Origin of the sequence: Bacillus sp. HMF5848 (genome assembly GCF_003944835.1) — a bacterium.
Classification (GTDB): domain Bacteria; phylum Bacillota; class Bacilli; order Bacillales; family HMF5848; genus HMF5848.
Genome location: NZ_RWIV01000001.1, coordinates 2,828,109 through 2,854,672 on the forward strand (window position 1 = coordinate 2,828,109; position 26,564 = coordinate 2,854,672).

Sequence of the window (26,564 nt, forward strand, 5' to 3'; positions counted from 1 at the left end):
CTCTACTTTTTAGCTCGTTTATAAAAAGGTGTTGCAACAACCTTTGCTTTCAGTCGTCTACCACGTATTTCAACTTCAACCAATGTGTCAATGGCCGTGTAATCATCTGCTATCAATACTAACCCAACATTTTTCTTTAAGGTTGGTGATTGTGTACCTGTTGTAACCACCCCAATTTGCTGATCACCAACATAAACATTGTAGCCATGACGCGGAATACCTTTATCAATCATTTCAATTCCGACGATTTTACGAGCGGTGCCTTCTTCTTTTTGCTTAGCCAGCACACCTTGCCCAATAAAAAGTACGTCCTTATTTGTTTTTACAGCAAAGCCAATCCCTGCTTCAATTGGAGTAATTTCACGGGAAAGCTCTTGCCCATATAAGGCTAAGTTTGCTTCAAATCGCAGTGTATCTCGACATCCCAATCCACAAGGTAACAAGCCTTTATCTTTACCAGCCTCTAAAATTCCCCACCAAAGCTCAACAGCATCATTTTTTTCGCAGTATATTTCAAATCCATCTTCACCTGTATAACCTGTTCTGCTGACTAAAGCATTCGCTCCGCTCACATTTAAAGCGTCAACAAAAGTGAAGGGCTTCATAGTTTGTAATGGATACGTTGTTAATTCACTTAGTATTTCTTCAGCACGAGGGCCTTGCAATGCCAACTGACAAATATCATCTGATATATTTTCTACATGAACATCACCTATCACATGCTGTTGAATCCAAGAAAAATCCTTGTCAATATTTGATGCATTAACAACTAATAAATAATGGTTATCCGCTTTTTTATACACTAGTAAATCATCGACAGTGCCACCATCTTCGTAGCACATTGCTGTGTATTGCGCTTTATTTACTACTAGCTTTGAAATATCATTTGTCATTATTTTTTGTAAAAATAACAAGCTATCTTGACCTTTTACTTCTATTTCCCCCATATGAGATACATCAAATAAACCAGCGTTGTTTCTTACAGCATGATGTTCTTCTAGAATGCTTGAGAATTGAACCGGAAGTTCCCAACCCCCGAAATCAATTGTTTTAGCACCTAGTTTTTTATACACGTCGAATAGAGGTGTACGCCTTAAATTTGTCAATGTTCTTCCCCCTTCACCGAATTCTTTACAAAACTAAAAAAGGACAGAGTAACCCTACTGTTATTCGTAAGGTCCCTGTCCTTTAACCTGAGAGTTTACCATAGCTGGTTTTCCCCGTTGGTGGAGGCAAAATATTGCATTTGCCTCGCTCTCCAGAGCTGCGTCCTACAAGAGTCTTTTTGCCTGAGAGATTCGTTTTCACTTGCTCCTTCGGCGCCACATGTACTGTAGTCTCTCCTCTTGTCCTCATCCGCTATTTATAATTATTGTATTACTCGGTGATACTACAAATATGTCTGTTACAAAAATGTAAATTTGACAATTTTTCTAACTTTTTAAATTACATTATCATCCTATCACTAAATGATAAAAATCAGCAATAAAAATCTACATACTTTTTCACACACCATTCACACAGGTTTGCGTGTCTACAATATATAAAGGAAAGGACTGCTTCATTGTGAATGTCAACATACAGTATGATACAAATTTCCAAGAAGAATTTATGAAAAGATTTACTGAAGATGGCCCTTGGGCAAATTGGGAGCTTTACAAATTAGCCATTACAGCAGAGAAAAGTCGAGCTGTAATGACATTTGATGAGCTACAAGCTCCAAAGCATCTTCCAAATTTAACACCGCTTCCTCATCAGTTGGAAGCTGCTAAACAAGTAGTCGAAGAAATGAACGGGAAAGCAATTTTAGCTGACGAGGTGGGCCTAGGAAAAACAATTGAAGCAGGCCTTATTTTAAAAGAATATATGATTCGTGGTTTGGCAAAAAAAATCTTAATACTTGTTCCTGCTTCTTTAGTGTCTCAGTGGGTCATTGAATTAAATAGTAAGTTTCACATACCTGCTGTCGAGCAAAAAAAGAGCTATGTATGGGAACAATGTGACGTTGTTGTTTCTAGTATCGACACCGCGAAAAGAAGCCCTCATAAAGATATTATTTACGAACAAAATTATGACATGGTAATTATCGATGAGGCACATAAGTTAAAAAATAATAAAACAAAAAACTACGAATTTGCTCAAAATCTAAAGAAGAAATTTTGCTTATTATTAACAGCCACACCTATACAAAATAGAGTTGAAGAAATCTTCAACCTTGTATCCTTATTGAAACCTGGACATCTAGGCAACGAAACTTATTTTAGTGAAGCGTTTAACGCTAAAGAAAGAAACCTTGATAATGATGAACACTTAAAGCAACTCGTCAATAAAGTTATGATACGAAATCGTCGAGGAGAAACGGGAATAGAATGGCCGAAAAGACATGTTCATACCGTTAACATTGAATTGTCCAAAGAGGAACGAGGTTTGTATGAAGCTGTTAGCAAATTTCGCGCTTCACAAAGTAGCGCTTTTTCTGTATTAACCTTACAGCGTGAAGCTTGTAGTAGTAAAGAAGCTGTTTATTTTACTATAAAAAATATGATAGAAAAAAAGGATGGCCCTGTTGTAAGTGATGATGCATTAACACCAGTCATTGAGGCTATAAATCAAGTGACTGTAAACTCTAAAGCACATAAAGTACTAGAGCTTATTAAAAAAATTGACAGTAAAGTTATTGTGTTTACTGAATATAGAGCAACTCAAATGTACTTACAATGGTTTTTACAACAGCACGGTATTAAATCCGTCCCATTTCGCGGAGGGTTTAAGCGGAGCAAAAAAGACTGGATGCAGCAGCTATTCCGTAATAACGTTCAAGTACTTATTGCTACAGAAGCTGGCGGTGAAGGTATCAACCTTCAGTTTTGTAACCATATTATTAATTATGATTTACCTTGGAATCCAATGCGTGTTGAACAACGCATTGGTCGTATACATCGGCTTGGCCAACAAAATGATGTTCATATATATAACTTTTCAACTAAAGGAACAATAGAAGAGCATATTTTGACGCTGTTATATGAAAAAATTCATCTCTTTGAGCGCGTTATTGGTCAGCTGGATGACATATTGACAAAACTGGAAATTGAAAATTTTGAAGAGCACCTTCAAGATATTGCAAATTCCCGCTCTGAGGGAGAAATGAAAATAAAGATGGCTAACTTAACTTCTATTCTACAATATTCTAGTTCAAACAACGAAGGGGAGATGAAACGTGCAGCAACAGGAAATTCATAATTTTTTAGAACGTTACTTCGCCGCTAATGAATGTGACATTGTCGAAAATGCACCAGGTATACTTACAGTTCAATTAACAGTTGCTATGGATAAAGAGCTTATGAATCGCCCGTTCTATTGGCATTACCTTGAAAAGACCGGTGGTACCGCTAACCCTATGAAGGTTACTTTTATTACGAACCATGAAAGTATTGATGAAAATGTTTCGGGTGAGAGAATTCACTTTGGCTCACCAAGACTACATCAAATTTTCACATCAGCGAGTAATATTGGAAAGACTATCCGTTTATACGAAGAGCCACCTAGTCTATTAGGCGAGAAAAATAACACAGCACTTCAACCATGGTTAGTTATCAATGTAAAGGTATCTTATATATGTGATCGAAAAAAAGATTATATATGGTCGCTAGGACTACATCTTATATCGGGTAACATAATTGAAAATTTTCATGACAAGCTTGAAAAGATATCACTCACACCAAAAATTCCAGATTTTTGTTTTACGATAACGCCCATTATTCGTCCACAAAGTGGGCTTACTCGACTAGAACATTATATTAATGGGAAAATTCAAGCAGATGATCACTCCTGGGCTGATGAAGCTCGGAAGCGTTGGCAAACAGATATCGATTTATTAAATCATTTCTATGAGCATATAGAAGAAAAGCCATCAAGCTATCAAACAGAGCTTCAAGCGTTACAGGACCAATATGAACCTCATATTCGTGTAAATGTAATTAATGGTGGTATTTTTTATCTTACACCGAATACGATGAAGAACTTAACATAGGCGGAAGGCTCATTGAGTCTATAAATAAACAGGAATTAGTGCATTACATCTTATCATATTTATTATTCACGAAGAATTTATCAGTAGGGAATGTTATAATTGTTGTTACAAAACATAACCACACTGAATACGGAGGGGTAAAATGAAAATAAAACATATGGCTATTTTTTCATTGAAATATGATTTAGATGCACCTGAAACTTCTAAGTTTTTAGAAGATGGGAAAGAAATTTTAAGCTCTATTCCAACGGTAGAAAATTTTGAAGTAGTATATCAAATTAGTCCGAAAACAGATTTTAACTTTGGATTCTCAATGGAATTTACTGATAAAGCAGCATATGAGGCGTATAACAATCATCCTATGCATATTCACTTCGTTAAGGAAAGATGGGAAAAGGAAGTAGAAAGATTTCAAGAAATAGATTTTCAAGCTTATACATAAATAAATATGGGTAGGTTATGTCTATATTAAACAAACGGCTAACTTTCCTAATGAGGTCAACTAATTTAAAACGCATGGATCTATATCCATGCGTTTTTCTGAAGAATTTTTCATTGCTTTTTAACTTGCTACTTTAGCGTTTTTTCATGCTTTTTGATATGTTAATCTGAAGCGGACCTAGTTTATTTAAAAAACAATTATTTAGATTTCCTATTTCTTTTCATTATCATTTGAAATGCAAACGGCAGTATCCCAAACCACCTAGTGACAAAAGGATCACGTTGTGCTCTTTTTGTTTGCTTTGTGTGTTTTCGCTGTGCTTTTGGTTGATCAATATACCGGACCACTTGCTGTGTCACATATTTTACATAATCATTTGTGGACATATACCTCAGCCTTTCATATTCATACTGAAGAAAGAATTGATATTTATAGTATAGCCACCATTTGTTATTTTTAAGCATTTCGTTTATTGCTTTATTTATCTACATGAATATATAACTCGTTTTTTCTTTCGTACCCGTCAGATAAGCTAACAGTTACGTTCACTTTATAAAGCTTGTCTGTCAATTGTGTGGCTTCATACGAACCACTACCATTAGGATATTGAAAGCTAGATTTTAAAATCTTTTGAGAAATGTATGTTTTTGCATCAACAGTGAGACATTGTTCAAGCTGCTCGAGAGCAAATAAATTATTAGTTTCTTGTAAAAATTTTTTCTCATTTACATACAGTGTTATATTTGTTGATAAAGCAACAAATAGTATGAATGTAATGAATAATACCACGGGTGCTACGTATCCATTCTCATTATTCACTACAAACTCACCTCTTGGTTTAAAAAATTACAGTAAGCATGATGCGCTTTTCCTTCCCTATCTATTACATGAATTGACACACCCGCTGAATGAATTTCGAACGTAACGTCAGCTATTTTTTGAAGCATAACCGTATGCCCTAAGCCATTTACACGGCGACGTAAAATTCCCCCATATTGCTCAAAGGAGATATGGTCACTTGAATTAATTTCAACAACAAGTACACTCGATGTTACATATGCGGTCTTGGCTAGACGGACTTCATCTTTCCACTGCTGTACAAAAACCTCCCATTCAAATATATCTATTCCTTCTTTAGACATTAGGTCTATAGAAGAATAGTAGAAAAGAGGTACCACTAATAACATAACAATATTAAACACTAGTAAAGACAATAACATTTCGATTAGTGTAAACCCAACATCTGTTCTCAACGTTTGCTGAAACCACATTGTGTTTGCTCCCTATCAAGCATATCTCTCCAACTGACGCATACTTTCAATTCATTATTTTCCTCAGTTACCTCACTTATGTAGTACCTTCCCTTTTTCTCCCCTTTTGATGGCATTGTACTATCATATATATATGTTTGCAGTTCCTTAGCAAGGACGTGATTCGCTTTTAAAGCAAGATGTATATTGTCGCGCTCCATTTTAATTATTTGCAAAGGAAATACAGCACAGTGGATAAGTGTTAAAACGCCAGCAAATGAAACAAGATGCTCAATTAACGTAAATCCCTCGTTACGGTTCAAGCTTTTCCACATAAAACCTCCCTCTTCCCATTAAGAAAACGAAGCGATAAATATTGTTTTTCGACATTATTTTAATGCTCCCCGATTTCACAATATTCCCATTTCCATTGATTCGAATTGTATTGCCATAGTTCAACGTTTGAATGGTTATGTTACTATCGTAACGTCTTATGGTACTCTTTCCACTAAACAGCCCACCAGTTTGAATCATATATAATTTTTTGGGGTCGTTTATCGTAAGAGTGACGTATTCGTTATGTGAGATGGCATATTGCTCACTAAATAATATATCTGACTTTAAAACTTCAATCATATTATTGATAGTTCGTGTACTAACAACAGGTGTAATATGAAAAAACGACACTGTCAGTAACACTGAGATAATGGATAATACAATGAGCATTTCTATAAGTGTGTATGCATCCTCATTGGTTAACAGTTTGCGCGCTTTCGTTAGTCGGTTCATCAATTGACACAGCTCCATTTACATATGTGATTACCCTATGATCCGGACAGATGATTGTTCCGTCTGACTCAACATAATCACCTGGTAAGTATTGGTCTGTAACTAACATATCTAACGATGCAGCTGGGGATCCTTTATCTATTTCGTACGCTTGTAATTGCGCCTCGAGCATCCGTTGTAATCCTTCACAGCCTTTTTTCTGAATCACACTATTATGGGAAGCAACATTCGGAACAGTAATAAAGAGTAGTAGAGAGATTATTGATAACACTATTAACATTTCAATTAGTGTAAAACCTTTTTCACTCATAAAAAATCAGTCTCCTTTTATATAGTCTTCATAATATCAAACAAAGGTAGCATCACAGAAAGATACATCACTAAAACTAATAGAGCTAAAATAGTAAACATGGTGGGTTGCATAATCTTTATTACGCGCTTAATTCGTTGTTCTAGCTTTTCTAATAAAAAGTCACTATATACTCTTAACTCTCTAGCCATATTACCGGAAGCTTGTCCTAGCTCAACCACTTTTGATAATTCTGCTTCGAACATCTTTTCTCGTTCAATGATGTCAGCAAACCCTTCTCCTAGCCTAAGTTGTTTCGCTAACGATAGAGCTATGTGTTGAATAATTAGAAGGTGCTGCAAACCAGCAAATATTTTTAGCGCTTCTAGCAACGATAAGCCTCCATTTAACAAATGACTCAACTGTTTTGCATAAAAGTGCGTGATTATCATTTTTGAATACTCTTTCACTACTGGAATCTTACACAAGAAACTTATTTTTTTCATAGGTGAAAGCCTCTGATATGTTATATAAATGGCACCGGCTATAAGCACAACAAAAAGGAGACTTATGTGTAAAATAATCGGTAGTTTTTCTGAGATGGTAATACATAATGAGGCTAAGTTGGAGGATTCAACATTCATAGATGTATAAAGCATAGAGAATTGCGGTAGGAGAAATTGCGCAACGAACATAAGCATCACAATCGTAAATACAATTAAAAACAACGGATACCGAACAACTTTATATAATTTCTGCTTAGTTGCCAGCGATGCTTGTAACATCTTCTTTCCTTCTGATAAAGCAAGTGATATTTGCCCATGCTGTTGAGCGAAAAACATGTAAGCTAGAAATCTTTTATTAAAGTTCATATTATCCAATACGTCATAGAGAGTGTATCCTAGTTTTAATTTCGTATAAGCTTGTAGTAAGCTTTCTATATGCTTGGACTTTTGAAATTGAACAATTAAAAATTCAAACGCTTCGAGTAAAGAATATCCATGGTGAAGTAACTGCCCCATTTGACCTATTAAGTTAATTTGTTCATTGATCTTCCACTTACTTTTTCTGATCATGTTGATATGCCCACTTTTCAAAGCTTTCTGGATTTATATATCCTAATGCAATTCCTTTTCTGATCAAATCCGGTATTTCTTTGTAATGATAATGTACACACTCTCCATGAAGCTGCCTAAAAAGCATTCCTAAGTCTTGTCCAACCAACAGTTCATGAATACATGCTCTTCGTTGCTTTCGTGCCTTTTTACAATCAGGGGTGCACTTTCCTTTACAATACGGACATTTTAAATCAACTAATCTCTGAGCACTAACAGCAATTAAAGTTTGTTCTAATTCTTGTAATGAAGCCCCTAACTCTAGTAACCGAAATACCGAGCCTTTAGCATGTCTTGTATGCATAGTACTAAGCACTAAATGTCCTGTTAACGCAGCTCTTATAGCTACCTTTGCTGTCTCCTCATCGCGTATTTCACCAACCATAATAATATCTGGGTCATGTCGTAAAATAGCTTTTAATCCAGCCGCATAAGTAATACCTGCTTTCTCATTTATCTGAACCTGGAGCATGTCATCACTTTGTTTTTCTATCGGATCCTCAAGAGTAATTATATTTCTGTTTAACTCTTTTTTTGTGGCATGCAATAAACTGTAAAGCGTAGTTGTTTTACCCGACCCGGTTGGACCCGTAAAAATTATCAAACCGTGGGAGTGTTTGAAAAGCGCCAATAATTTTTTACTGATATCTGGAAATAACGAAATATGAGTTGGTGGTAACAAATTATCTTGTGGTAATAGTCGAATAACTAAACTCTCATGAAAAGGAGTTGGAAGTGTCGATAAACGGAGACTTATCGGAATGTTTTTGACGGTAACTGTCAGTGCACCATTTTGAGGGCGTCTAGTTTCACCAATATCCATCGAGGCTGAAAATTTAAAGTGACCTAACAATCTGTCATATTCTTTCTTGTTAATTCTTTTACGGAAGTAAAGCTCATCATCAATACGAAGTAGAATCTCTGCATCGTTCCTACGAGGCACGATATGAATGTCAGAAGCATGCTGTAAATACGCCTCAATCACCAAATTTTCAGCAAGCATTTCAATATCTTGCAAATTGCAACACCTTCCTTTCTTTTTGCGATTATAGTTTAGCAAAATCTATGTCTATGTTGTACCCTTTCCAAACATTGTTACTTTTTTCTTCACAATTGTTTAAATATGGAAGTTGAGTTCCTATTACTTAAAAGCCTAGCTAACGACTGCAGTTTCAAAACTTAAACACGTTTTACCTTTATTTTTTATTATTAAATTGATACAACGATTTAGTTTTTAACTATTTAAAAACCACACTTTTTCTTCACAACTAAAACCATTAATTTTGCAAATTACCGTAAGTACCAGAAAGTAATCATTTCTTATCTAATACACTAAAAAAACCCACTCGTGTAGAGTGGGTTATGAAGCACGTATCACATGTCTTTTTCCAGTTAGATTTCTTAATCCTGATTCGTTATAACCCACTAGCAAACGTGTTCCATCTGTTAAAATAGGCCGACGTAATAGTCGTGGGTCATCAATTATTAATTTAACAACTTCAGAAACAGTAAGTTCATTTATGTCCTTATTCAATTTCTTGAATGTCTGGCTTCTTGTAGCAAGAATTTCATCAATACCTTCGGTAGTTAACTGGAGAATTTTTAAAAGCTCTTCATAACTAGGTGTATCACGAAAAATGTGGCGTTCTTCAAATAAAATATTGTTTGACTTTAACCATTGCTTTGCTTTCCGACACGATGTACAGCTAGGATACGTATAGAACAGTATTCTATCCATTCAAATTCCTCCTCACCTGATGTACTGCTTATTTGTGCAAACATTGGATTGAGACTAGATTATATTTCATGAATTTCCATTTACAATCTCATTGTACACTCTTTGTATAATGTTTGTATAATGATTTGCTCAAGTAAATGTGAACAAATTCAGACAAATAACGTTTACCACATAAATATCATTTCAATGCGAATTCGACTGTATTATAATGGAATCAGTATTTAAAAGGTTGAGGTGAACCTTAATGGAACAAACTTTAAAAATAACAAATGTTTTATCAGACCCAACGCGTTACTACATTTATCAATACATTGCAAAACAACACAACGAAGTAACAGTTCAAGAGATAGCTGAATCATTTGAAATACACCCAAACGTTGCACGACTTCATTTATCAAAGCTTGAAGATGTTAACATGCTAGTTTCTGAGACAAAGAAAACTGGTAAAGGCGGTCGGCCGAGTCGCTTATATAGACTATCTGATGATGTTATCCAACTACATTTCCCATTCCGTGATTATCAATTGTTAGCTAAGATTGCTATACAAACTATGATGTCACTTGGTGAAGCCGGACAAAAAGCCTTGTATTTAACAGGAAAACGCTTTGGTGAAGAAATGATTGAAAGTCAATTACCGCCGCATTTAAATTCTTTAGATCAGTTATCATTTGAACAAAAGTTGAACATTATTCGCGAAGCAGCTTCTATGTCAGGTTTTTATCCGGAGTTTGCAAGCAGCGAAGACCATTCGAAGATTTATTTTCAAATATACAACTGTCCATTTAAAGAGTTAGCTTCTGAAAACACTGAAACAGTTTGTCGCATGCACTTTGCTTTCTTAGAAGGCATGTTCTCGGTATTATTCCCTGAAGTAGTATTGGAAGAGAAAGAAAAGCTTGTTGATGGGTGTGCTTCCTGTAGTTACCATGCTACTGTAGCACATTAAACGTTTTCATGTTTACACGGAGGAATCATTTGCCTTATAATAGGATATGATAGACAGAGCGTCATGCAAAGGAGGGGGATACATATATGGAACGTATGTATCGAGTACTTGGATTCTGGACAGGAATCTTTGCCGTCATGTTCTTTTTAGGTGATATGTATAAAACATCGTTAATATTTTTTGCCCAAACAGGATTTTTCATTATTGTTAGTTATTTGAATCTTTCTGAGCGTATGTATGTATATGTTTTTGGTGCTTATTTAACGATTTCCTTTATTGCAATCACCTACTGGTCAACATTCATGATGATTCCTGGGATGGGTGGACACTAAAAAACTTAAACAAAACATGTTTAGAGCGCTAGCAAACTATTTGCTAGCGCTCTAGCTATTTATATCCTAAGCTCTTGAAAAATTTGTTCCTCTCTTAACTCTATATTTTTTTGCTGCATAATTACATAGAAGAACTGACTAATACCACCAGACATAATTAATGACCGTATTGCTCTGTTTTGCTTTGATTTTTCAGAAAAAGGATCCGTGTCGAAGTTCTCTTGTAATAAGTCAAGGATTCCATTTTGTAATAAAAATTCATCTTGGCGAAGCTTCGTAAGGTAGTCTAACCCAAATTTTTCACCATACTTCACTAAACTATCAAAATGTATATGTGTCGTTAAGTCCATCTGAAAAGGATAGGCTAAGGGATTATTAATGAGCTGATGTTTATAATATCCTCGTAAGCTGCCACTATGATGAATGGGATTTTGCCACTCTTCTTTACTATACCCATAGTCAATAGTTAGTATTAAAGCTTGGTTTAACTTACTAGATAAACTCTTTATATAGTTTATCATGGCAAGTGGTACTTCAAAGCGTTGTCCTTCAGTGAGAACAATTTCATTATCTATTAAATATTCTGTTATGTCTTCATTAGAGACTGGCACAGACACTTCAACCAAATTGTCCTCCTCAAAAGCCACAAATATCTCGTAAATAGTACCTTCTTGTTTTTCTATAACATGAACAGGAAAAGCATCAAAGAATTCATTCGAAAATACTATGCCGTTAAAAGGCGAAGATAATTGAGATAAGTCTTCTAACAAAGTCACTTTATCTTTAGGTACTTCCTTTGCCTGCAAATAACGGTGATAAGGACTTGTGTCTATCATATAGTAATGTAATTTTGAGTAGACAATTTCATCAAGCGCTTCAATCTCTTTTAAAAAAAGACGTGCAAAGCGTCCGTTTCCTCCTCCCAGTTCAACAACTTGTGGAAGCAGTGAAGAGTTCTGCCATACTTTTATACACAACCGTGCCACTATACGTGCAAAAGCATCCGAAATATTACTTGATGTGTAGAAATCACCCTCTTTTCCTATCTTTTTATTTCCACTCATATAATAACCATGTTGCTCATCATATAAGACAATACTCATGTAGTCATGGTATGAAATCATCTTTTTTGGTTGATTTAATATATAGTTTTTTAAAAATTTTAACATTTCGCACCTTTCTGCATTTACACCATTGACATAGTGTTTAATATGTTTTATTGTGTATATATAGTAGCTTAACTTTATCCCCTCCCATTACTGGATGTAGTACATCCCCCAAGAGCGAAGTTCCTTTTATGAAGGAACTTCATTTTTTTATATGGAAAAATGGCAGAGAATAACGTATATTTATTAAATTAAAATCCGTTTAAAAAAGGATTCGCGTTCATTTCCATTTCAATTGTCGTTTCTGGCCCATGACCTGACAATACAATTGTCTCCTCTGGAAGAGTTAGCAATTTTTGATGAATACTATTAATTAATTGTTGATGACTACCACCCGGAAGATCTGTTCGTCCAATTCCACCAGCGAACAATGCATCTCCTGAGAAAACAACCCCTTCATCTTGCGCATAATATGATACGCTTCCTGGTGAGTGCCCCGGTGTTTCAAACACTTGTAGTGTGAAACTACTAATTTGTAAAGTTTGTTCCTCCGTTATGATTTCATCTGCTGGCTTAGCAATAATTTTATCGCCCATTAAAAATAAACTTGACCCATTTAAACCTGGGTCTTCAAGCCAATTTTTTTCTTTTTTATGAATATACACTGGAATACTCCATTCTTTTCTACATGAATCGACTGCACCAATATGATCAAAATGTGCATGCGTTAATAAAATAGCAACAGGTGCTAGCTGCTTACTTTTTATGTACTGAATTAACTTTGGGCCTTCTGCACCTGGGTCAAAAATAATACATTCATTGTGTTCATTTTTTAAAATATATGCGTTTGTTTGTAAAGGACCTAAAGATAGGCGAAACCACTTCATCATTTACACTCCCTAGATAATTTAAGATTTATAATTTATTTTACACTACATTGTCACGTATGAGAAAGGTTGCATTCACTTATAGTCTGTCAGATAAAAGTTTTGTACTAGAACTCGACAAGTGTTTATTTCTGCTATAAAATAGAAAAAGAAGTTATCTATTTATTGAAAACGTAAACAACATTGCGTAAGGGGGTTATGTAATGGGAGTAGGATTAGTTATAATATTCTTTTTAGTTACTGTATTAGGTGTATTTAGTTTATTAAAAACATTAAAAGCAAAAAATATGATTGGGATTTTGTTTTCACTTGCCACAATCGCTATTTTTGGATGGTTCTCGATTATGACTTTTATTAACGCAGGGTATCCTCAGGTTACTCACTAATAGCAGCAATTACATAAAAAAGCGTAAGGTGCCCGCCTAATGACACACAAGCGCAGGACTAGCGCCATCGGAAGTCCTACTTAGGAAGGCGTGGCGTGTAATTACAGAAAATTTTTTTATTTTATCACGGGCTCTGTGCATGGAGCTAAACAGTATTTAAGGTGTAAAATTCATCCTTTCTTACACGTTTAAAATGACCGTTCGATTATTCGAACGGTCTTTTAATGTATAATTATTAGTCTACCACTCAGCGATAAGGTATGCACAGCTCTCTACAAATATTCGTTGTTAAGCAGCACCCTATTACTCATCGCCGATTCCTTTCATAGGAGTTAAGTAATTGTAACTGAGTGAGCGTATGGCTTAGTGTACAAAAGCTCTTTCTAATGTTTATAGCTTACTTTTGACACTTTCAAGCTTTGATTGCATACTAGATTGCTTATCTCGACGGTCATCAATTCTAATATTAGTAGTAATTCGTTTAACATCTTTATCAAAAATGGACTCATGGATATGTTGAACTACTTGAAAAAGATCTGATAACTCTCCTTCAATAATGGTACTCATAGGTGTTAGCTCATATGTCAATACACCCTTTGATTTATAATCTGCTAAGAGCTTATGAACACTTGCTACATAGTTACTCACACTTGTTGTATTTGTCCCTACAGGAACTACTGTTATATCAATAATAGCCATAAAATAAAAATCTCCTTTTACATTTTGATAAGGTCCCACATCTGCCTCTTAGTAATATCAATAATTGACTCTGTTTGATATCCGTATAAACAATACGAGCCATCTGGAGAAATGTCAAATGGTGCGTATGGTACTCTTTGCTGAATGACCGTGCTTTGTCCTGTTGGTATTGAATAACTCATTAAGCGGAAACCACTGTTGTATGTATCATACATACCTCCTACAATTGGTACAAGAGTATAAAACTTCTGTGTCGTATCATTGTATTGAAAATTCGGAACAAACCACTCTGAATACATACTTAACACTGGAACTGTAAATGAAAACAGTTGCTTCATACTTTTTTTATCATAAAAGCTATACGTTGATGTTTCTTCTTCTTCGTTTACATTGCTTATCGTCATAATAAAGTCCTCATCTACAAAATAAGATACTATGCTATCAAAGATTAACTCCTCAATACTACCTTTCATATTGCTTTTCATAAGAGGCGCTACCAATGATGGAGACGATGAATCCCACTTTAAAAAGCTAAACGATGACTCGTCATACCACTGTAAAAAAGGCTGATTTAGCTGTAAGACGGAAACTTTATTGGATGCTGCATCAATTGAAAAAGTCTCGAACGACCAATCAGGTTTAAAAGCAGCGACATAAAACACACTTAAACTATAAGGATTCCATTCAATCACCAAGTGATTAGATTCAGATTGCCATTCAAAAAGAACATCACCTTTTTTTGTTAACACTAGCAACTCACTATTATACTGATTAACAGCAGTATGAACTATGAATAACGATTGATTTTTGTTCGCTTGAATAGCGACAATCTGGTTATCTGAATCAAAGAACAGAGTTTTTTCCCCGGTAAAAGGATTATATCTATATATATGTGCTCCGTTATCAACACCTTGTACATACAAAAAAGACTTTTGATCGTACCACTCTGTTATAGATTGAAAAGAATGTTTATCAACCTGTAATGGGATAATTTCTCCCTCGCTAAAAAAGTGACGATGTAGTTCTTGTTTGGAAGAAGCAGCATGATTCTTTAATTTATGTATAGCAATATCTTGTGATATCGATTGTTGGCACGCACTAATAAGAAACAAAATGAGCAAGATTAAGATTAAAGATATTTTTTTATTCATTTTAAAACCTACCCTGCTTATAGCAAAATTTTAAACTGTCATGTGAATGGCAAAGAAAAAAGCCGTAATATACGGCGGCTATCATAATTTATTATAGAGCAAATCTTCGAAATATACATCAAAAGCGGTTTAATATATACTAAATATTTTTAAAAAATCTGTTAGCGTACAAGCAAAGAAGAAATACCAATAGCTCGTGCTGCCTCCACTATAGAAGGTAATTGAGTTAGTGGCAACGGATTAGTGCCCTCTCCTAATTCTATTGTAAAACCAGGGTTCCTAGTGTTTTGAATAAACCAATCCTTAAAGCCGGCATGACTATCAATAAATTGAACTGATTTATAGCCACTTACCTGCGCAAACCGATCTGCTATTATTTTTGCTTTGGCTGGTTCATATGATTCATATCCCCAATAAAATTCCCTACCTTGTGTATGAAAGGCTACAACTAAGGAAAAATTCTCTTCGGTTACAAGCTTAGCCAGTGCAATTGCCTCTGGTTCCGTAAGAGGAGCATCACCAGGATAATCGCGTGGAGCGGGTGCTTTAGGTTCTTTTCTCTCTTTTTCTATATCCCAATTTGCTGGATATTGGTTATTTAAATCAATCCCTCGGATATTTGCTTTCCATTGTTCAAAATTATCCGAACCATTATTAATTTCAACTGCCTTATTATAGAAACTTTCCTTAACTGATAAGGAATCTAAAACAAGGTCGACGCCGTCTGGATTGACCATAGGAACGATTGAAAGTGTTGTATCATTATATATCTGTATCGCTTCTACAGATTGTAGCTTATCAAAATTAGTTAATGCTATTAGATACTCATTTAGGACTGTCATTACAGCATTCGTTGTTATCCATTCATTTGCATGAAATGATGCATTCCAATGAACTTTGTTCCGCCCCGTACCAATTCTTAGTTCGTATAATTTCTTTTTCATCACACTCTGCCCACAAATATTTATTTGGACAAAAGGGTATACTTCTCGCAGTTTCGCAAGATCACTTATAAGCGTCTTATAAGCATAGTTTCCGTCTGATTTTACAACCGGTGACGTAATTCGCTCTGGTATATTAACTAGTTTACCTGGCGTCCAATTATTGATGGACATTTGTTGGTTTACTAATAAAAGTGCATCTTCTTTATGGTGGTATTTACTTGCCAGCTTTGCAACAGTGTCAGTATCAGTTAGTTTATGTCGCTTCAGTAAGAAGCCTGGGATTCGAATCGTTTCTCCTCCTTGTAGTTCTCCCTGAACAGTAGCGTTTGAATCTATTAGTAATTTATGAGAAATTGCAAACAATTTACTGTAGTAAAATAACGAATCACCTGCACGAGCTTTTACATTCATATACAAATCCCCCCTCTATTCATTTGTATGTAATAACACTTTGCTTCATGTTGAGATTTATTTGTGGCTTTCTATCACTGAATTATAAAGAAAGTCCATTTCTTTAACATAGGCTGTGTTAAAGGTGAATGTTGATTATTTGTTTAATTTTGATTTCAGCGGAATGCACGATAGAAGACGAAAGACTAAGAGCGCCACATCCTGTGGCAACGTCTTTCTGACCCACATCGTGCGGGCCTCAGCGGGAAAATAGCGGCAGTCGTGATACCCCGCAAGGCAAAGCCTGAGGAGGCTTACGGCCACCCCGCGGAAAGCGAGCGCAATGGAGCGAAAATCAACGCCACTGTTTTTTTAAAAAATAAAAAATGCCCCAAAAACGTAAGTTTTGGGACACCCTCTACATAACCACTTTATTATTTATTTATAAATGTGCGACCATCATAGAAACGAAGTAAATCTCCATATATAATTTGGTCTGAATAAGATAATTCACTCTTTGCTTTTTCTTCATATGGCTCACAGAGTGTTCGGTCAGCTTCTTGACCTGATGCTTTGTCATAACATGTGTTGTTTGTATATACATAATTCTTAGTAATAAAGCTACCATCACGTAACACAGTGAAATCCGGCTTATCAACAGCAAACAAATCACTGCCAAATTGAATATCATTTTTAGTATCAATACCTAATAAATGAAGTAATGTAGGCTTCATGTCAATTTGACCGGATACTTTAGTAATAATCTTCGCTTCATCCTTTAGCTCAGGAATATGAATATATAATGGTACTCGTTGAAGCTGCACACTTTCAAACGGTGTAATTGGGCGCTTTAAGTAAAAGCCCATTGCCTCGTTATGGTTTTCTGAAATTCCATAATGATCGCCATACAGTACGATGATGGAGTTTTCATATAGACCGGAAGTTTTTAGATCATTTATGAACTGCTCCAACGCTTCGTCCATATAGCGGACCGTTGGGAAGTAACGATTCAATGTTTTACTTGATGATTCTAACTCGGGAATACTAGTATCTTCTTCCCCTAGCTTGAAAGGGAAATGATTTGTAAGTGTAATAAGCTTAGCGTAAAACGGCTGCGGTAGCGATTGAAGGTGCTCTAAAGATTGATCAAAAAATTCCTTGTCTTTTAGTCCCCATCCTACCGAGTTTTCTTCAGTTACTTCGTAGCTCTCGATGTCAAAAAATTTATCATAGCCTAATGATTGATACATGACATCTCGATTCCAGAAGCTTTTGTTATTCGCATGTAATACAGCAGAGTTATAGCCATAGTTCTTCACAATTTCCGGAATTGCATTATATTCATTTGTTCCATGCGTAAAGAATACAGCTCCTCTTCCTAATGGATACAATGAGTTGTCAGTAATAAACTCAGAATCAGATGTTTTTCCTTGTCCTGTTTGATGGTAAAAATTATCGAAGTAAAAGCTCTCGGAAATAAAATCATTTAAAAAAGGTGTAATCTCATGACTGTATACATTCTTATTAATCACAAAGCTTTGTAATGACTCCATCGACACCATTATAATATTTTTCCCTTTTGCTACACCGTACATGTCTTCATTAGGCTTGTTGTAGTTGGCTTTTACATAGTTTTCGATTTGCACTAGCTCTGAACTATCTGCAAATGCCTTCTGTGCCTTTGACTTAGATTGCAGAACAATATCATAGACATGGTAGTTATACGTACCGATATTTTTCACAAGCATTTCACGATCAAATGTACGCGTCAATAATTGCGGTCTTTCAGCTTCAGCTAACCCTAAGTTAATAATCGCTATAGCTGTTATAGCTGTAAAGTAAATACGACGATCTTTTTTTGAAACAGTATCAAGTACTGCCCAACGATAATTATGTCGAGCCAGCCATGCTAAAAAAATGACATCTGCAAACATTAGCGAGTCTTTCCACGACAATAATTCAAAAATACTGTTTCCTAAATCCCCCATATTACTTGTTTGGAATAAGACCGGTATTGTAATAAAGTCATTGAAAAAGCGATAGTAAATAACATTCGCAAATAAAACAAAGGTTATAATAGCACTTGAAATTATAATATAACGCTTTTGACGATTTTTCTTCAAAAATAATGATATGCCTAGGACGACAGCTAAAAAGCTTATCGGATTAATAAATAATATTAACTCCTGCATGGCCGATTCAATCTTTATATCAAAATATAACTTGTATACTACATATGTTTTTATCCAGAGCAGGGAAGTAGCTAGTAATAAAAACGTAATGTTAGATAAAGACAGATTTTTAATTTTCTTTATCATCTATATTTCCCCCTATCTATCATTCTTATTTTTCCCATAATTATCATTCTATATTTCTTCCATTTAATGTATATTTTTTACAGATACTAGGCTGTCGCGAAATACAATCAAATGCTATCTTAATACTTTTTTTACATAAAAGCAATAAAAATAATATTCACTTTACATACACAGTCATTAGACGTAGCAAACGGAAATAAGTTTCAAGTTTCATCTTAAAATATGCAAATTCAGTACTAATGAACTATACGAATTTTGAAGAAGAAGGCTATACAGAAGATAATTTCGAGGTATTATTTCAAGTTACTTCAACAATTGTTAGCAGACATGACTTGCAATAAAGTACAGGTCAACTTTTCATTCGTGCCTTATAACAACGAAAACGTTTTTGCAAGTATAGGTAGAAAGTGATATTAATGACCTTCATCGCTCCGTAGACACGTTTATTCCAAAAAACCCTTTTCCTTAGGAAAAATGTACTAGAACTGAAATAGCAGGTAGTGTGTTGAAAATACTATGTTCATGTATTTTTAGATGAAATGTTATAAACGTTATTTAAAATTAATAAAAAGAAGCTAATCAGCGATTAGCTTCTTCTTTAACGGATAGGAAAGTATGAGTTTTTCACCTAGATTAGTGTCTAGCTCCAGCGCCTAGCCAGTTTTTCATCTATGATAATCTTCCTTGAGTATGTTGTGAAAAGCATGATATGAAATATGATGCTTTTCACAGCTCGAGGTCTTTAAGCCATCGCCGTCCGGAGGGTGACCCTTCCTGCGGGGGACGTCTTAATCTGGGCGAAGCTGAGCAAGGCGCTTGCACTTTACTTATCCTTATAGTTTTGTTTTTGCTAAATATGCTCCACCGATAACACCTGCATCATTGCCTAATGTTGCAGTTTCTAATCGTAAATCAACCTTTGTACGTGGAAACAAGAACTTCTCCACCTTCTCGCGAAGAGGTTGCATTAGAATGTCACCTGCTTGTGACACACCCCCACCAATAACAATAGCTCTTGGATTTATTGCATTTGCTAAGTTAGCTAGAGCCACTGCTAGATGAAGTGTAATATTATCAATAACATCTAAAGCAACTGCATCCCGGCTTGCTGCAGCATCAAAAATGGCTTTAGCTGTAATATCTCCTTCACGTAGCACACTATCAGCATCTGTATTAGCTAGCTTCTCTTTTGCGATTCTTACTATACCTGTAGCTGAAGCAACTGTTTCTAAACAGCCTGTTTTTCCACAATTACACTGCGCTCCGCCTTCTGGAACAGCTACCATATGACCAATTTCTCCACCAGCACCATTTATACCATGAACCACTTCACCGTTAATGATAATTCCGCCACCAACACCAGTTCCTAATGTAACAGCGATTAGAGATTCAGCCCCATTTCCTGCACCTTTCCACATCTCTCCAATTGCTGCAATATTAGCGTCATTATCAACGATAACTGGTAACCCAGTTTCATTTTCTAACTTCTCCTTAAGAGGAAAGTCTTTCCAACCAATATTTACAGTTTCATAGATTAATCCATTTGCAACATCGACAGGACCTGGTGCACCAATTCCTATGCCGTGTAACTTACTCTTAGACTCATTTATTTCCTCAAGCTTGTCTTTTATTGCTGCTGCAATATCACGTGTAATGTTTAAACCGTTATTAGTTAAATCCGTTGGAACTTCCCACTTTTTTAAGATGTTTCCTTCTTCACTTATAAAAGCCATTTTAATTGTCGTGCCACCTAAGTCAACACCGACTAGCCATTTGTTTTCCATTTTAACCTCATCCTCTACTTCACTTTAGTGTTGTTTATCGAGCTCCAGTTGAATTTGCTGACGAATAAGCAATAAAGCCATTTGGTAATCCTTTGGTTCTATAAGCTGTGACTTATTTAACTCCCTAAGCTCATCCTCCATTAACTCAAGGTCAGCCACCCTATTACCAACATAAATAATTGTTCCATATTTCTTCAAAAGCTGCTGAACATCATATAGTGTGCGCAAATTCTCACCTACTCAAAAAAGATATACAAATAAAGTATTAAATAATACAAGGCTTACGTCAACACAACGTAAGCCATTTTAGTGAAAATTTTTTAACATATTACTTTATTTAGTAATAAATTTATTTTTTTGCTCATCCGATACGCTTATAATATACATTAAATTCCACTTTTATTTATTTATCAGGGTCTTTAGGATGTAAAACCGATGGACGACGATTTTTAAGTGGCATAGGTGCACGCCAAAGAACGTCACGCAGGGCACGCCAGTCAAATGGTATTAATGGCCATAAATACGGTGTCGTATATGATTTCATACGAGCTAACATGATCAACCATAACGTAAATGCTATTACCAATCCTGCCACACCAAATAATGCGGTCGCAATAATTAAAAACAGCCGAGATAATCGATTGGCCAAACTCATTTCATAACTTGGTGTCGCAAAAGTTCCAATCGCCACAATAGCAAAATATAATATAACTTCATTTGTTAAAAAGCCTACTTCTACAGCTACCTGTCCAATCATTAATGCAGCTACTAATCCTAATGCGGTGGCAAGTGAGGATGGTGTGTGTATCGCTGCCATCCGTAGCATATCGAGTCCTACTTCAATTATAAGAAACTGGACAATTAATGGTATTGCACCTGGGTCATTTGGACCTATAAACTGCCAAGATTCCGGCAAAAGCTCTGGTTGCTGAGAAAATAAATACCATAGTGGAATTAGAAATAAAGAAGCCCAAACTGCAAGAAATCGAACAACTCTTAAATACGCACCTACGATTGGTTTATTTCGATACTCTTCCGCATGCTGAAGGTGATGCCAGAAGGTCGTAGGAGTTATTAGCACACTAGGCGACCCATCTACTATAATAATGACGTGTCCCTCATATAAATGAGCTGCTGCTGTGTCTGGTCTCTCAGTATATCTAACAATTGGATAAGGATTCCAATGGCGCCCCGTAATAAATTCTTCCACAGTTTTTTCGCCCATCGGCAATCCATCAGTGTCTATTTGAGAAATTGACTTCTTCACATCCTCCACATGCTTAGAATCTGCTATATCCTCTAAATAACAGACAACAATATCTGATTTTGAACGCCGACCAACCTGCATATATTCCATCCGTAGTGATTTATCACGTATACGTCGTCTAGTAAGTGCTGTGTTGAACACAATCGTTTCTACATAGCCATCACGCGCTCCTCGAACTACCCGCTCTGTATCAGGCTCCTGTGGTCCGCGAACAGGGTAAGTACGCGCATCAATAATTATGACATAATCAACGCCATCCACTACTAGTGCAGTAGGTCCAGCCAAAACTGAATCAACAACTTTTGTTAAATCATTCTGCTTTTCAACTTCAATATACGGGATATATCGCTTTAATAATTTCTCCAGCGTGTCTCCTTCCAGCTGCTCTGGTTTTAAATCTGCTAATAACTTCATTAAATAATGTAAAATATCGTCCTTAGCAAACCCGTCTATTAGAAACAATGACATATCTCGTTCCGCATAGTTTACATCAAGTTGAATTACATCAAAGCTTTTTTCCACTGCTAATTCTTCTTTTAAAAAGGTAACGTTTTCTTGAAGCTTTGTGGAAACGGCTTTTTTCGTCTCATTTCCCATACGTTCCACCAACCTCTAGCTTAGTTTTAAAATCTATGTAAAACCTAAGGCATTTACATCTGATTTTGCAGATTCATACGGTTACATTAAGTGCACAGATTTTTTAAAATCTTGGTCTATACACCTATTTTTTCCGCATCCTTCAGCATAGACATATAATTGGTAAAACATACCTTGCATATTGAAGGTTATTATCAATAACTTTTGAGTGGTTATATCCTAATGCCTTCGCTCATACATATAAAGTAAAGGTTGTCCTAATGAGGTGAATAGCTTGAAACGTATTACGATTTATATAGTCATTTTAGCAGCCAGCTTAACTGCTCTGTGGCTATTTTTGGAAACAAAAACAGAAACTGCTCGTGAAAGTATTATTTTTTTCCCAATTGATAAAGACACAAAGTTTAAAGAAGCATCAACAACTTTAACATTACTGGATAAGAAGGATGACAACGAATATATCGTTGAATGGGGAATAACGTCTTCTCTAGAAACACCTGTATATTTACGTCAAGATGTTTCATTATTGTATTCAAATGGTCAACTAAAAGGGATTCAATCAGAGTGGGATGAAAATATAAGCAATCTTACTCAGCATGAAAAAGTTGTCGGAGAGGACAGTTCACATTATCAAAGCATTACGTTCCATTACGGTGAGATACACAAAGGAGCTGAACAAATTTTCAGTGCACAGACAATGACTAGAGATGAACTTTATGTAATAGACTCGCCGTTCAGTGCACTTTACTCTTTCCGAGTGGCTAAATCGAATGAGGAAATAGAATGGAAACAAGTTCTTGACCATGCAACGCTGCAACAGTTGAAGTATAGTTGGAAAAGGTTAGTGGATTATTATCAAATACCGATTAATTCCTATCATTTAATTCCTCTATATAACTTGACTAATTATAACAACAAACCATTATTTAATTTAAGTCAAGCAAAGACAAATAAGATATTGGGGCAGCTTTGGGAAGGTTTATATAAACAATATGTCCTAGGCATTACACTAACCAACGGTAAAACAGTCGATCCTATCGGTAGTACAATGCCTCTCATATTAGTAAGTAAAGATTTTACACATTTATTTGTATTAACAGAAACAATAGACGGACAGCCTGCTCAACTTATTCAACATATTAACTAGCTACCTCTCATATACTCTTTGATCCTTTCTAGAAGCTCTTTATAGTCAGTATTTTTCGGGTCAAGAGTGATGGCTGTTTCAACATATTCAATGGCCTTATTTAATTCATTCTTCTCCGCATACAACTGAGCCAAATAAAAGTAAACCTCATGCATTGTATTATTAAGTTCTATTGCTTTTTGAAGTGCGATTATCGCAGAGTCATATTGTCCTTCCTGGATAAATACGACTCCTCTCATCATAAATAAACGATCATCACTGGCACTAAGAGGCATTTGAGCATTTATTATTTTATGGGCCTGCTCATACTGCCGGTTATTAGCATATTCCTGTGCTATTTGAGCAACCTCACGCCAATCGCTTGCTTGTTTATTAGTAAAGCCATACCATATGCTTCCACTGATAAGAGCTATTGTCATAAGAAAAGCAGTTACTTGTCTAGCTTTATAGGATTTTTTTGGTAACGAAACAATCGCACTTGCTAAAAAACCACCAACTAAACCGCCAAGGTGACCTGCATTGTCTACTACAGGTACAACTAAACCAAAAACTAGATTTATTCCTAGAATAAAAAACAAATTCAGTCCCATTGTTCGGAAAAATAAAGAAGGGTAGACAACACCAAAATAAAGTAGAGCACCGAATAAACCGTATATAGCACCAGACGCACCCGCTGAGACAACCGGACTAAACAAAAAGCTTGCTACCGACCCAGTAAAGCCAGCTAGTAAATATATGAATAGAAACCGACCGTTTCCATACAACTTTTCTACAGCAATACCTAAATAAAACAAAGCTAACGTATTCATAAACAAATGCAAAAATGTAATATGGAGAATAATTGGTGTAAAGAAACGCCACCATTCACCTGCTAGAATAAAAGGGTTGTATTTAGCACCAAATGATATGAGCGTAGCTACATCTGTACTACTTCCATACCATTCAACCACAAGAAACATTAAGACTTGCAAAATAATAAAGAAGAATGTAAAAAAAGGTCTCTTCGATTGTTGAAACACTTTTTTTTCAAACTTAGCATTATCTGCAGCAACTTTTAATGTGGCATACTTGTATCGGTCACCTTCCGTTAAGTCACCCTGCCTATCAAACTGCAAGGTGATGCTTTTATCGAAATAGTGAGATAAACTGCTTAGCGAAGAATTTTGTTCATCTAACACAAAGGATTGCATCTTAACTTGTTCATTGGGTCCATAAGATTGAGATTTCTCAATAAGATGCTCCCAGTCATCAACAGGTGGATACGTTGAGACATATACATTAGCTACCGTTATCTTTCTTCTCGTTATATGTTTCCTTACACGATCCATTTTACGTATAATATCTTCAATATCCCTAGCCATCCAATTTGCCCAATCTAAATCATATTGAAGTAAACGCACAACTTGCACATTTTTATCTGAACGGTTCTCTAACCATAGTTCTCTTTGATCTTCTGATATTTGAATAATTCTATAGTTGTTTTGTACAACCAATTGATGAGCAAGCTCCCAAAAAGCTTGATAAGCAAACAATTCAATCCCCTCTCCCTTAAGTGCATCTAAGCGGACGTTATTACATTTCACATAATATAGGTACGTCCTCTCATACTAGACTGGTATCACATCCAAGTCACCTTAATTATACTAAAAAACTGTAAGCATGTCGGGTTCGTTGTTTGCTACCAGCACATTTCTTTATTTAAACACTACTTGTAGTATGTTTTTTCGAATAAAAGGGATTTTCATTGCGTATTTTACTGCCATTTGTCTTAAAAAGGGAACACTCAAAATCTGGTTTGCCACATAGTACCTTCGTTTATAAAGTGTCCAAACACTCACGCTAATTACAATTAGATTTATAAGTCGTAACATGGAATAATACCCTCCTTTTTATTTACTGTGTGAGTTCCTGTTTTATTTTATCCTTTAATACAAGAAAAAAAGCTGCAAGTTGCAGCTTATTACGCTTCCATATTACTGTAAAGTCGATACAGGTTTCATTGTCTTTTTTAAAACATCTACTGAGTGTTCAAATTGCTGTTTTTCTTGATCATTTAAGTCTAATTCCACAATTTCACGAATGCCATGTCGATTTACGACAGCAGGTACGCCAATATAGACATCTTTATGGCCAAATTCACCATCTAACAAGCACGAAACTGTTAGAACTGAATTCTCATTTTGTAATATTGCTTTTGTCACTCGAACAAGTCCCATAGCAATTCCATAATACGTAGCACCTTTAGCATTTATAATTTTATAGGCGGCATCACGTACATTAACAAAGATATCCTCTAAATCCTCTTTTGTATGCTTGTCACTCGTTTCCACTATTTTTAAAATAGGTCTTCCTCCTATATCAGCGTGGCTCCAAACAGGAAGTTCTGTATCTCCATGCTCACCAATGATATAGGCATGAACATTTCTTGCATCAACATTAAAATGATCACCAAGTAAATAGCGGAAACGAGCAGTATCCAAAATAGTACCGGAACCTATAACGCGCTCTTTTGGTAAACCTGAAAATTTCCATACAGCATATGAAAGTATATCAACAGGGTTGGTAGCCACTAAGAATATACCATTAAACCCATTTGACATAACTTGATCAACGATACCTTTAAATATTTTTGTGTTCTTTTCTACTAAATCTAGTCTAGTTTCACCTGGCTTTTGATTGGCACCGGCTGTAATAACAACAATATCAGCATTTTCGCAATCGCTATAATCACCAAACCATACTTTTGTCGGTGAAGGAGCAAAGGCAATCCCGTGGTTTAAGTCCATCGCATCCCCTTCTGCTTTTTCCTGATTTAAATCAATAAGCACTAGTTCCTCAGTAACACCTTGATTTAATAAAGCAAAAGCGTAACTAGATCCAACAAAACCTGTTCCAATTAATACTACTCTATTTATTCCACGCATCGTAATATCCTCCTTTGTTACTTCCTCTTTATA

At 35.5% G+C, this 26,564-nt stretch carries 28 protein-coding genes and 2 riboswitches; of the genes, 7 read left to right on the plus strand and 21 right to left on the minus strand.

Annotation, left to right across the window (positions count from 1 at the left end; translation table 11 throughout):
- Positions 1–2 precede the first annotated feature (2 nt).
- A complete protein-coding gene (gene gcvT, locus EJF36_RS13565) occupies positions 3–1,106 on the minus strand; it encodes a glycine cleavage system aminomethyltransferase GcvT (protein WP_125906831.1) in 1,104 nt (367 codons plus the stop codon).
- A gap of 73 nt (positions 1,107–1,179) precedes the next feature.
- A riboswitch (glycine riboswitch) is annotated at positions 1,180–1,264 on the minus strand.
- A gap of 3 nt (positions 1,265–1,267) precedes the next feature.
- Positions 1,268–1,356, minus strand: a riboswitch (glycine riboswitch).
- 255 nt (positions 1,357–1,611) lie between these two features.
- On the opposite strand from gcvT, the gene EJF36_RS13570 reads away from it, so the two are divergent.
- The 3 genes from EJF36_RS13570 to EJF36_RS13580 all read left to right on the plus strand — a co-directional run bounded on the left by EJF36_RS13570 (position 1,612) and on the right by EJF36_RS13580 (position 4,472).
- Positions 1,612–3,240, plus strand: coding sequence for a DEAD/DEAH box helicase (locus EJF36_RS13570; protein WP_185807019.1), 1,629 nt, complete (start codon positions 1,612–1,614; stop codon positions 3,238–3,240).
- The gene (locus tag EJF36_RS13575; RefSeq protein ID WP_125906833.1) at positions 3,218–4,030 is read left to right on the plus strand and encodes a YqhG family protein; all 813 of its coding nucleotides are present in this window, start codon (positions 3,218–3,220) and stop codon (positions 4,028–4,030) included. Before EJF36_RS13570 ends, EJF36_RS13575 begins: the two co-directional genes overlap by 23 nt.
- 142 nt (positions 4,031–4,172) lie before the next feature.
- Positions 4,173–4,472 (plus strand): Dabb family protein, encoded by a 300-nt coding sequence (locus tag EJF36_RS13580; protein ID WP_260471906.1) that lies wholly within the window; start codon positions 4,173–4,175, stop codon positions 4,470–4,472.
- Between the two features lie 197 nt (positions 4,473–4,669).
- On the opposite strand, the gene EJF36_RS13585 is transcribed toward EJF36_RS13580, so the two are convergent.
- The 9 genes from EJF36_RS13585 to EJF36_RS13625 form a co-directional block, all read right to left on the minus strand.
- On the minus strand, positions 4,670–4,858 hold the full coding sequence (locus tag EJF36_RS13585) for a YqzE family protein (protein WP_125906834.1): 189 nt from the start codon (positions 4,856–4,858) through the stop codon (positions 4,670–4,672).
- Between the two features lie 91 nt (positions 4,859–4,949).
- Positions 4,950–5,291, minus strand: a complete 342-nt coding sequence (gene comGG, locus EJF36_RS13590; protein ID WP_125906835.1) for a competence type IV pilus minor pilin ComGG — start codon at positions 5,289–5,291, stop codon at positions 4,950–4,952.
- Positions 5,291–5,743 carry a competence type IV pilus minor pilin ComGF gene (gene comGF / locus EJF36_RS13595; RefSeq protein ID WP_125906836.1) on the minus strand — a complete coding sequence of 151 codons (453 nt, stop codon included), beginning with the start codon at positions 5,741–5,743 and terminating at the stop codon, positions 5,291–5,293. The genes comGG and comGF overlap by 1 nt, the downstream gene beginning before the upstream one ends.
- The gene (locus tag EJF36_RS13600; protein ID WP_125906837.1) at positions 5,722–6,057 is read right to left on the minus strand and encodes a type II secretion system protein; all 336 of its coding nucleotides are present in this window, start codon (positions 6,055–6,057) and stop codon (positions 5,722–5,724) included. Before EJF36_RS13600 ends, comGF begins: the two co-directional genes overlap by 22 nt.
- The gene (comGD, locus tag EJF36_RS13605; protein ID WP_185806914.1) at positions 6,035–6,511 is read right to left on the minus strand and encodes a competence type IV pilus minor pilin ComGD; all 477 of its coding nucleotides are present in this window, start codon (positions 6,509–6,511) and stop codon (positions 6,035–6,037) included. Before comGD ends, EJF36_RS13600 begins: the two co-directional genes overlap by 23 nt.
- Entirely contained in the window at positions 6,471–6,821 is a 351-nt protein-coding gene (gene comGC / locus EJF36_RS13610; protein ID WP_125906839.1) for a competence type IV pilus major pilin ComGC, read from the minus strand. Before comGC ends, comGD begins: the two co-directional genes overlap by 41 nt.
- Positions 6,822–6,838: 17 nt before the next feature.
- Complete coding sequence (gene comGB, locus EJF36_RS13615; RefSeq protein ID WP_125906840.1) at positions 6,839–7,876, minus strand: competence type IV pilus assembly protein ComGB; 1,038 nt, start codon at positions 7,874–7,876, stop codon at positions 6,839–6,841.
- Positions 7,860–8,933 carry a competence type IV pilus ATPase ComGA gene (gene comGA, locus EJF36_RS13620; RefSeq protein WP_125906841.1) on the minus strand — a complete coding sequence of 358 codons (1,074 nt, stop codon included), beginning with the start codon at positions 8,931–8,933 and terminating at the stop codon, positions 7,860–7,862. Before comGA ends, comGB begins: the two co-directional genes overlap by 17 nt.
- Before the next feature lie 342 nt (positions 8,934–9,275).
- Positions 9,276–9,653, minus strand: coding sequence for a Spx/MgsR family RNA polymerase-binding regulatory protein (locus tag EJF36_RS13625; protein ID WP_125906842.1), 378 nt, complete (start codon positions 9,651–9,653; stop codon positions 9,276–9,278).
- A 244-nt stretch (positions 9,654–9,897) separates the two neighbouring features.
- Between EJF36_RS13625 and EJF36_RS13630 the strand changes: the two genes are divergently transcribed.
- Both EJF36_RS13630 and EJF36_RS13635 read left to right on the plus strand, forming a co-directional pair.
- Positions 9,898–10,599 carry a helix-turn-helix transcriptional regulator gene (locus EJF36_RS13630; RefSeq protein ID WP_125906843.1) on the plus strand — a complete coding sequence of 234 codons (702 nt, stop codon included), beginning with the start codon at positions 9,898–9,900 and terminating at the stop codon, positions 10,597–10,599.
- An 86-nt stretch (positions 10,600–10,685) separates the two neighbouring features.
- Positions 10,686–10,931 carry a DUF2626 domain-containing protein gene (locus EJF36_RS13635; protein ID WP_125906844.1) on the plus strand — a complete coding sequence of 82 codons (246 nt, stop codon included), beginning with the start codon at positions 10,686–10,688 and terminating at the stop codon, positions 10,929–10,931.
- A 59-nt stretch (positions 10,932–10,990) separates the two neighbouring features.
- Here EJF36_RS13635 and EJF36_RS13640 read toward each other — a convergent pair whose 3' ends face one another.
- A complete protein-coding gene (locus EJF36_RS13640) occupies positions 10,991–12,100 on the minus strand; it encodes a class I SAM-dependent methyltransferase (RefSeq protein ID WP_125906845.1) in 1,110 nt (369 codons plus the stop codon).
- A gap of 188 nt (positions 12,101–12,288) precedes the next feature.
- Positions 12,289–12,924 (minus strand): MBL fold metallo-hydrolase, encoded by a 636-nt coding sequence (locus EJF36_RS13645; RefSeq protein WP_125908388.1) that lies wholly within the window; start codon positions 12,922–12,924, stop codon positions 12,289–12,291.
- A 203-nt stretch (positions 12,925–13,127) separates the two neighbouring features.
- Here EJF36_RS13645 and EJF36_RS13650 point away from each other — a divergent pair, with 203 nt between their 5' ends.
- Entirely contained in the window at positions 13,128–13,310 is a 183-nt protein-coding gene (locus tag EJF36_RS13650; RefSeq protein WP_125906846.1) for a DUF2759 domain-containing protein, read from the plus strand.
- A 390-nt stretch (positions 13,311–13,700) separates the two neighbouring features.
- Here EJF36_RS13650 and EJF36_RS13655 read toward each other — a convergent pair whose 3' ends face one another.
- The 7 genes from EJF36_RS13655 to EJF36_RS13685 all read right to left on the minus strand — a co-directional run bounded on the left by EJF36_RS13655 (position 13,701) and on the right by EJF36_RS13685 (position 22,460).
- Positions 13,701–14,009: an MTH1187 family thiamine-binding protein gene (locus tag EJF36_RS13655; RefSeq protein WP_125906847.1), complete on the minus strand. Its 309-nt coding sequence runs from the start codon at positions 14,007–14,009 to the stop codon at positions 13,701–13,703.
- Positions 14,010–14,026: 17 nt separating this feature from the next.
- The gene (locus EJF36_RS13660) at positions 14,027–15,160 is read right to left on the minus strand and encodes a YqgU-like beta propeller domain-containing protein (RefSeq protein WP_125906848.1); all 1,134 of its coding nucleotides are present in this window, start codon (positions 15,158–15,160) and stop codon (positions 14,027–14,029) included.
- Positions 15,161–15,321: 161 nt separating this feature from the next.
- Complete coding sequence (locus EJF36_RS13665) at positions 15,322–16,515, minus strand: M14 family metallopeptidase (RefSeq protein WP_125906849.1); 1,194 nt, start codon at positions 16,513–16,515, stop codon at positions 15,322–15,324.
- Between the two features lie 413 nt (positions 16,516–16,928).
- Complete coding sequence (locus tag EJF36_RS13670) at positions 16,929–18,812, minus strand: LTA synthase family protein (protein WP_125906850.1); 1,884 nt, start codon at positions 18,810–18,812, stop codon at positions 16,929–16,931.
- Between the two features lie 833 nt (positions 18,813–19,645).
- Entirely contained in the window at positions 19,646–20,596 is a 951-nt protein-coding gene (locus EJF36_RS13675; RefSeq protein ID WP_125906851.1) for an ROK family glucokinase, read from the minus strand.
- A 24-nt stretch (positions 20,597–20,620) separates the two neighbouring features.
- On the minus strand, positions 20,621–20,824 hold the full coding sequence (locus tag EJF36_RS13680; RefSeq protein WP_125906852.1) for a YqgQ family protein: 204 nt from the start codon (positions 20,822–20,824) through the stop codon (positions 20,621–20,623).
- A gap of 175 nt (positions 20,825–20,999) precedes the next feature.
- Positions 21,000–22,460, minus strand: coding sequence for a spore germination protein (locus EJF36_RS13685; RefSeq protein ID WP_125906853.1), 1,461 nt, complete (start codon positions 22,458–22,460; stop codon positions 21,000–21,002).
- 274 nt (positions 22,461–22,734) lie between these two features.
- Here EJF36_RS13685 and EJF36_RS13690 point away from each other — a divergent pair, with 274 nt between their 5' ends.
- Positions 22,735–23,607: a hypothetical protein gene (locus EJF36_RS13690; protein ID WP_125906854.1), complete on the plus strand. Its 873-nt coding sequence runs from the start codon at positions 22,735–22,737 to the stop codon at positions 23,605–23,607.
- On the opposite strand, the gene EJF36_RS13695 is transcribed toward EJF36_RS13690, so the two are convergent.
- Positions 23,604–25,190: a rhomboid family intramembrane serine protease gene (locus EJF36_RS13695; RefSeq protein ID WP_125906855.1), complete on the minus strand. Its 1,587-nt coding sequence runs from the start codon at positions 25,188–25,190 to the stop codon at positions 23,604–23,606. The genes EJF36_RS13690 and EJF36_RS13695 overlap by 4 nt on opposite strands.
- Before the next feature lie 390 nt (positions 25,191–25,580).
- Positions 25,581–26,531, minus strand: coding sequence for an L-lactate dehydrogenase (locus tag EJF36_RS13700; RefSeq protein WP_125906856.1), 951 nt, complete (start codon positions 26,529–26,531; stop codon positions 25,581–25,583).
- Positions 26,532–26,564 lie beyond the last annotated feature (33 nt).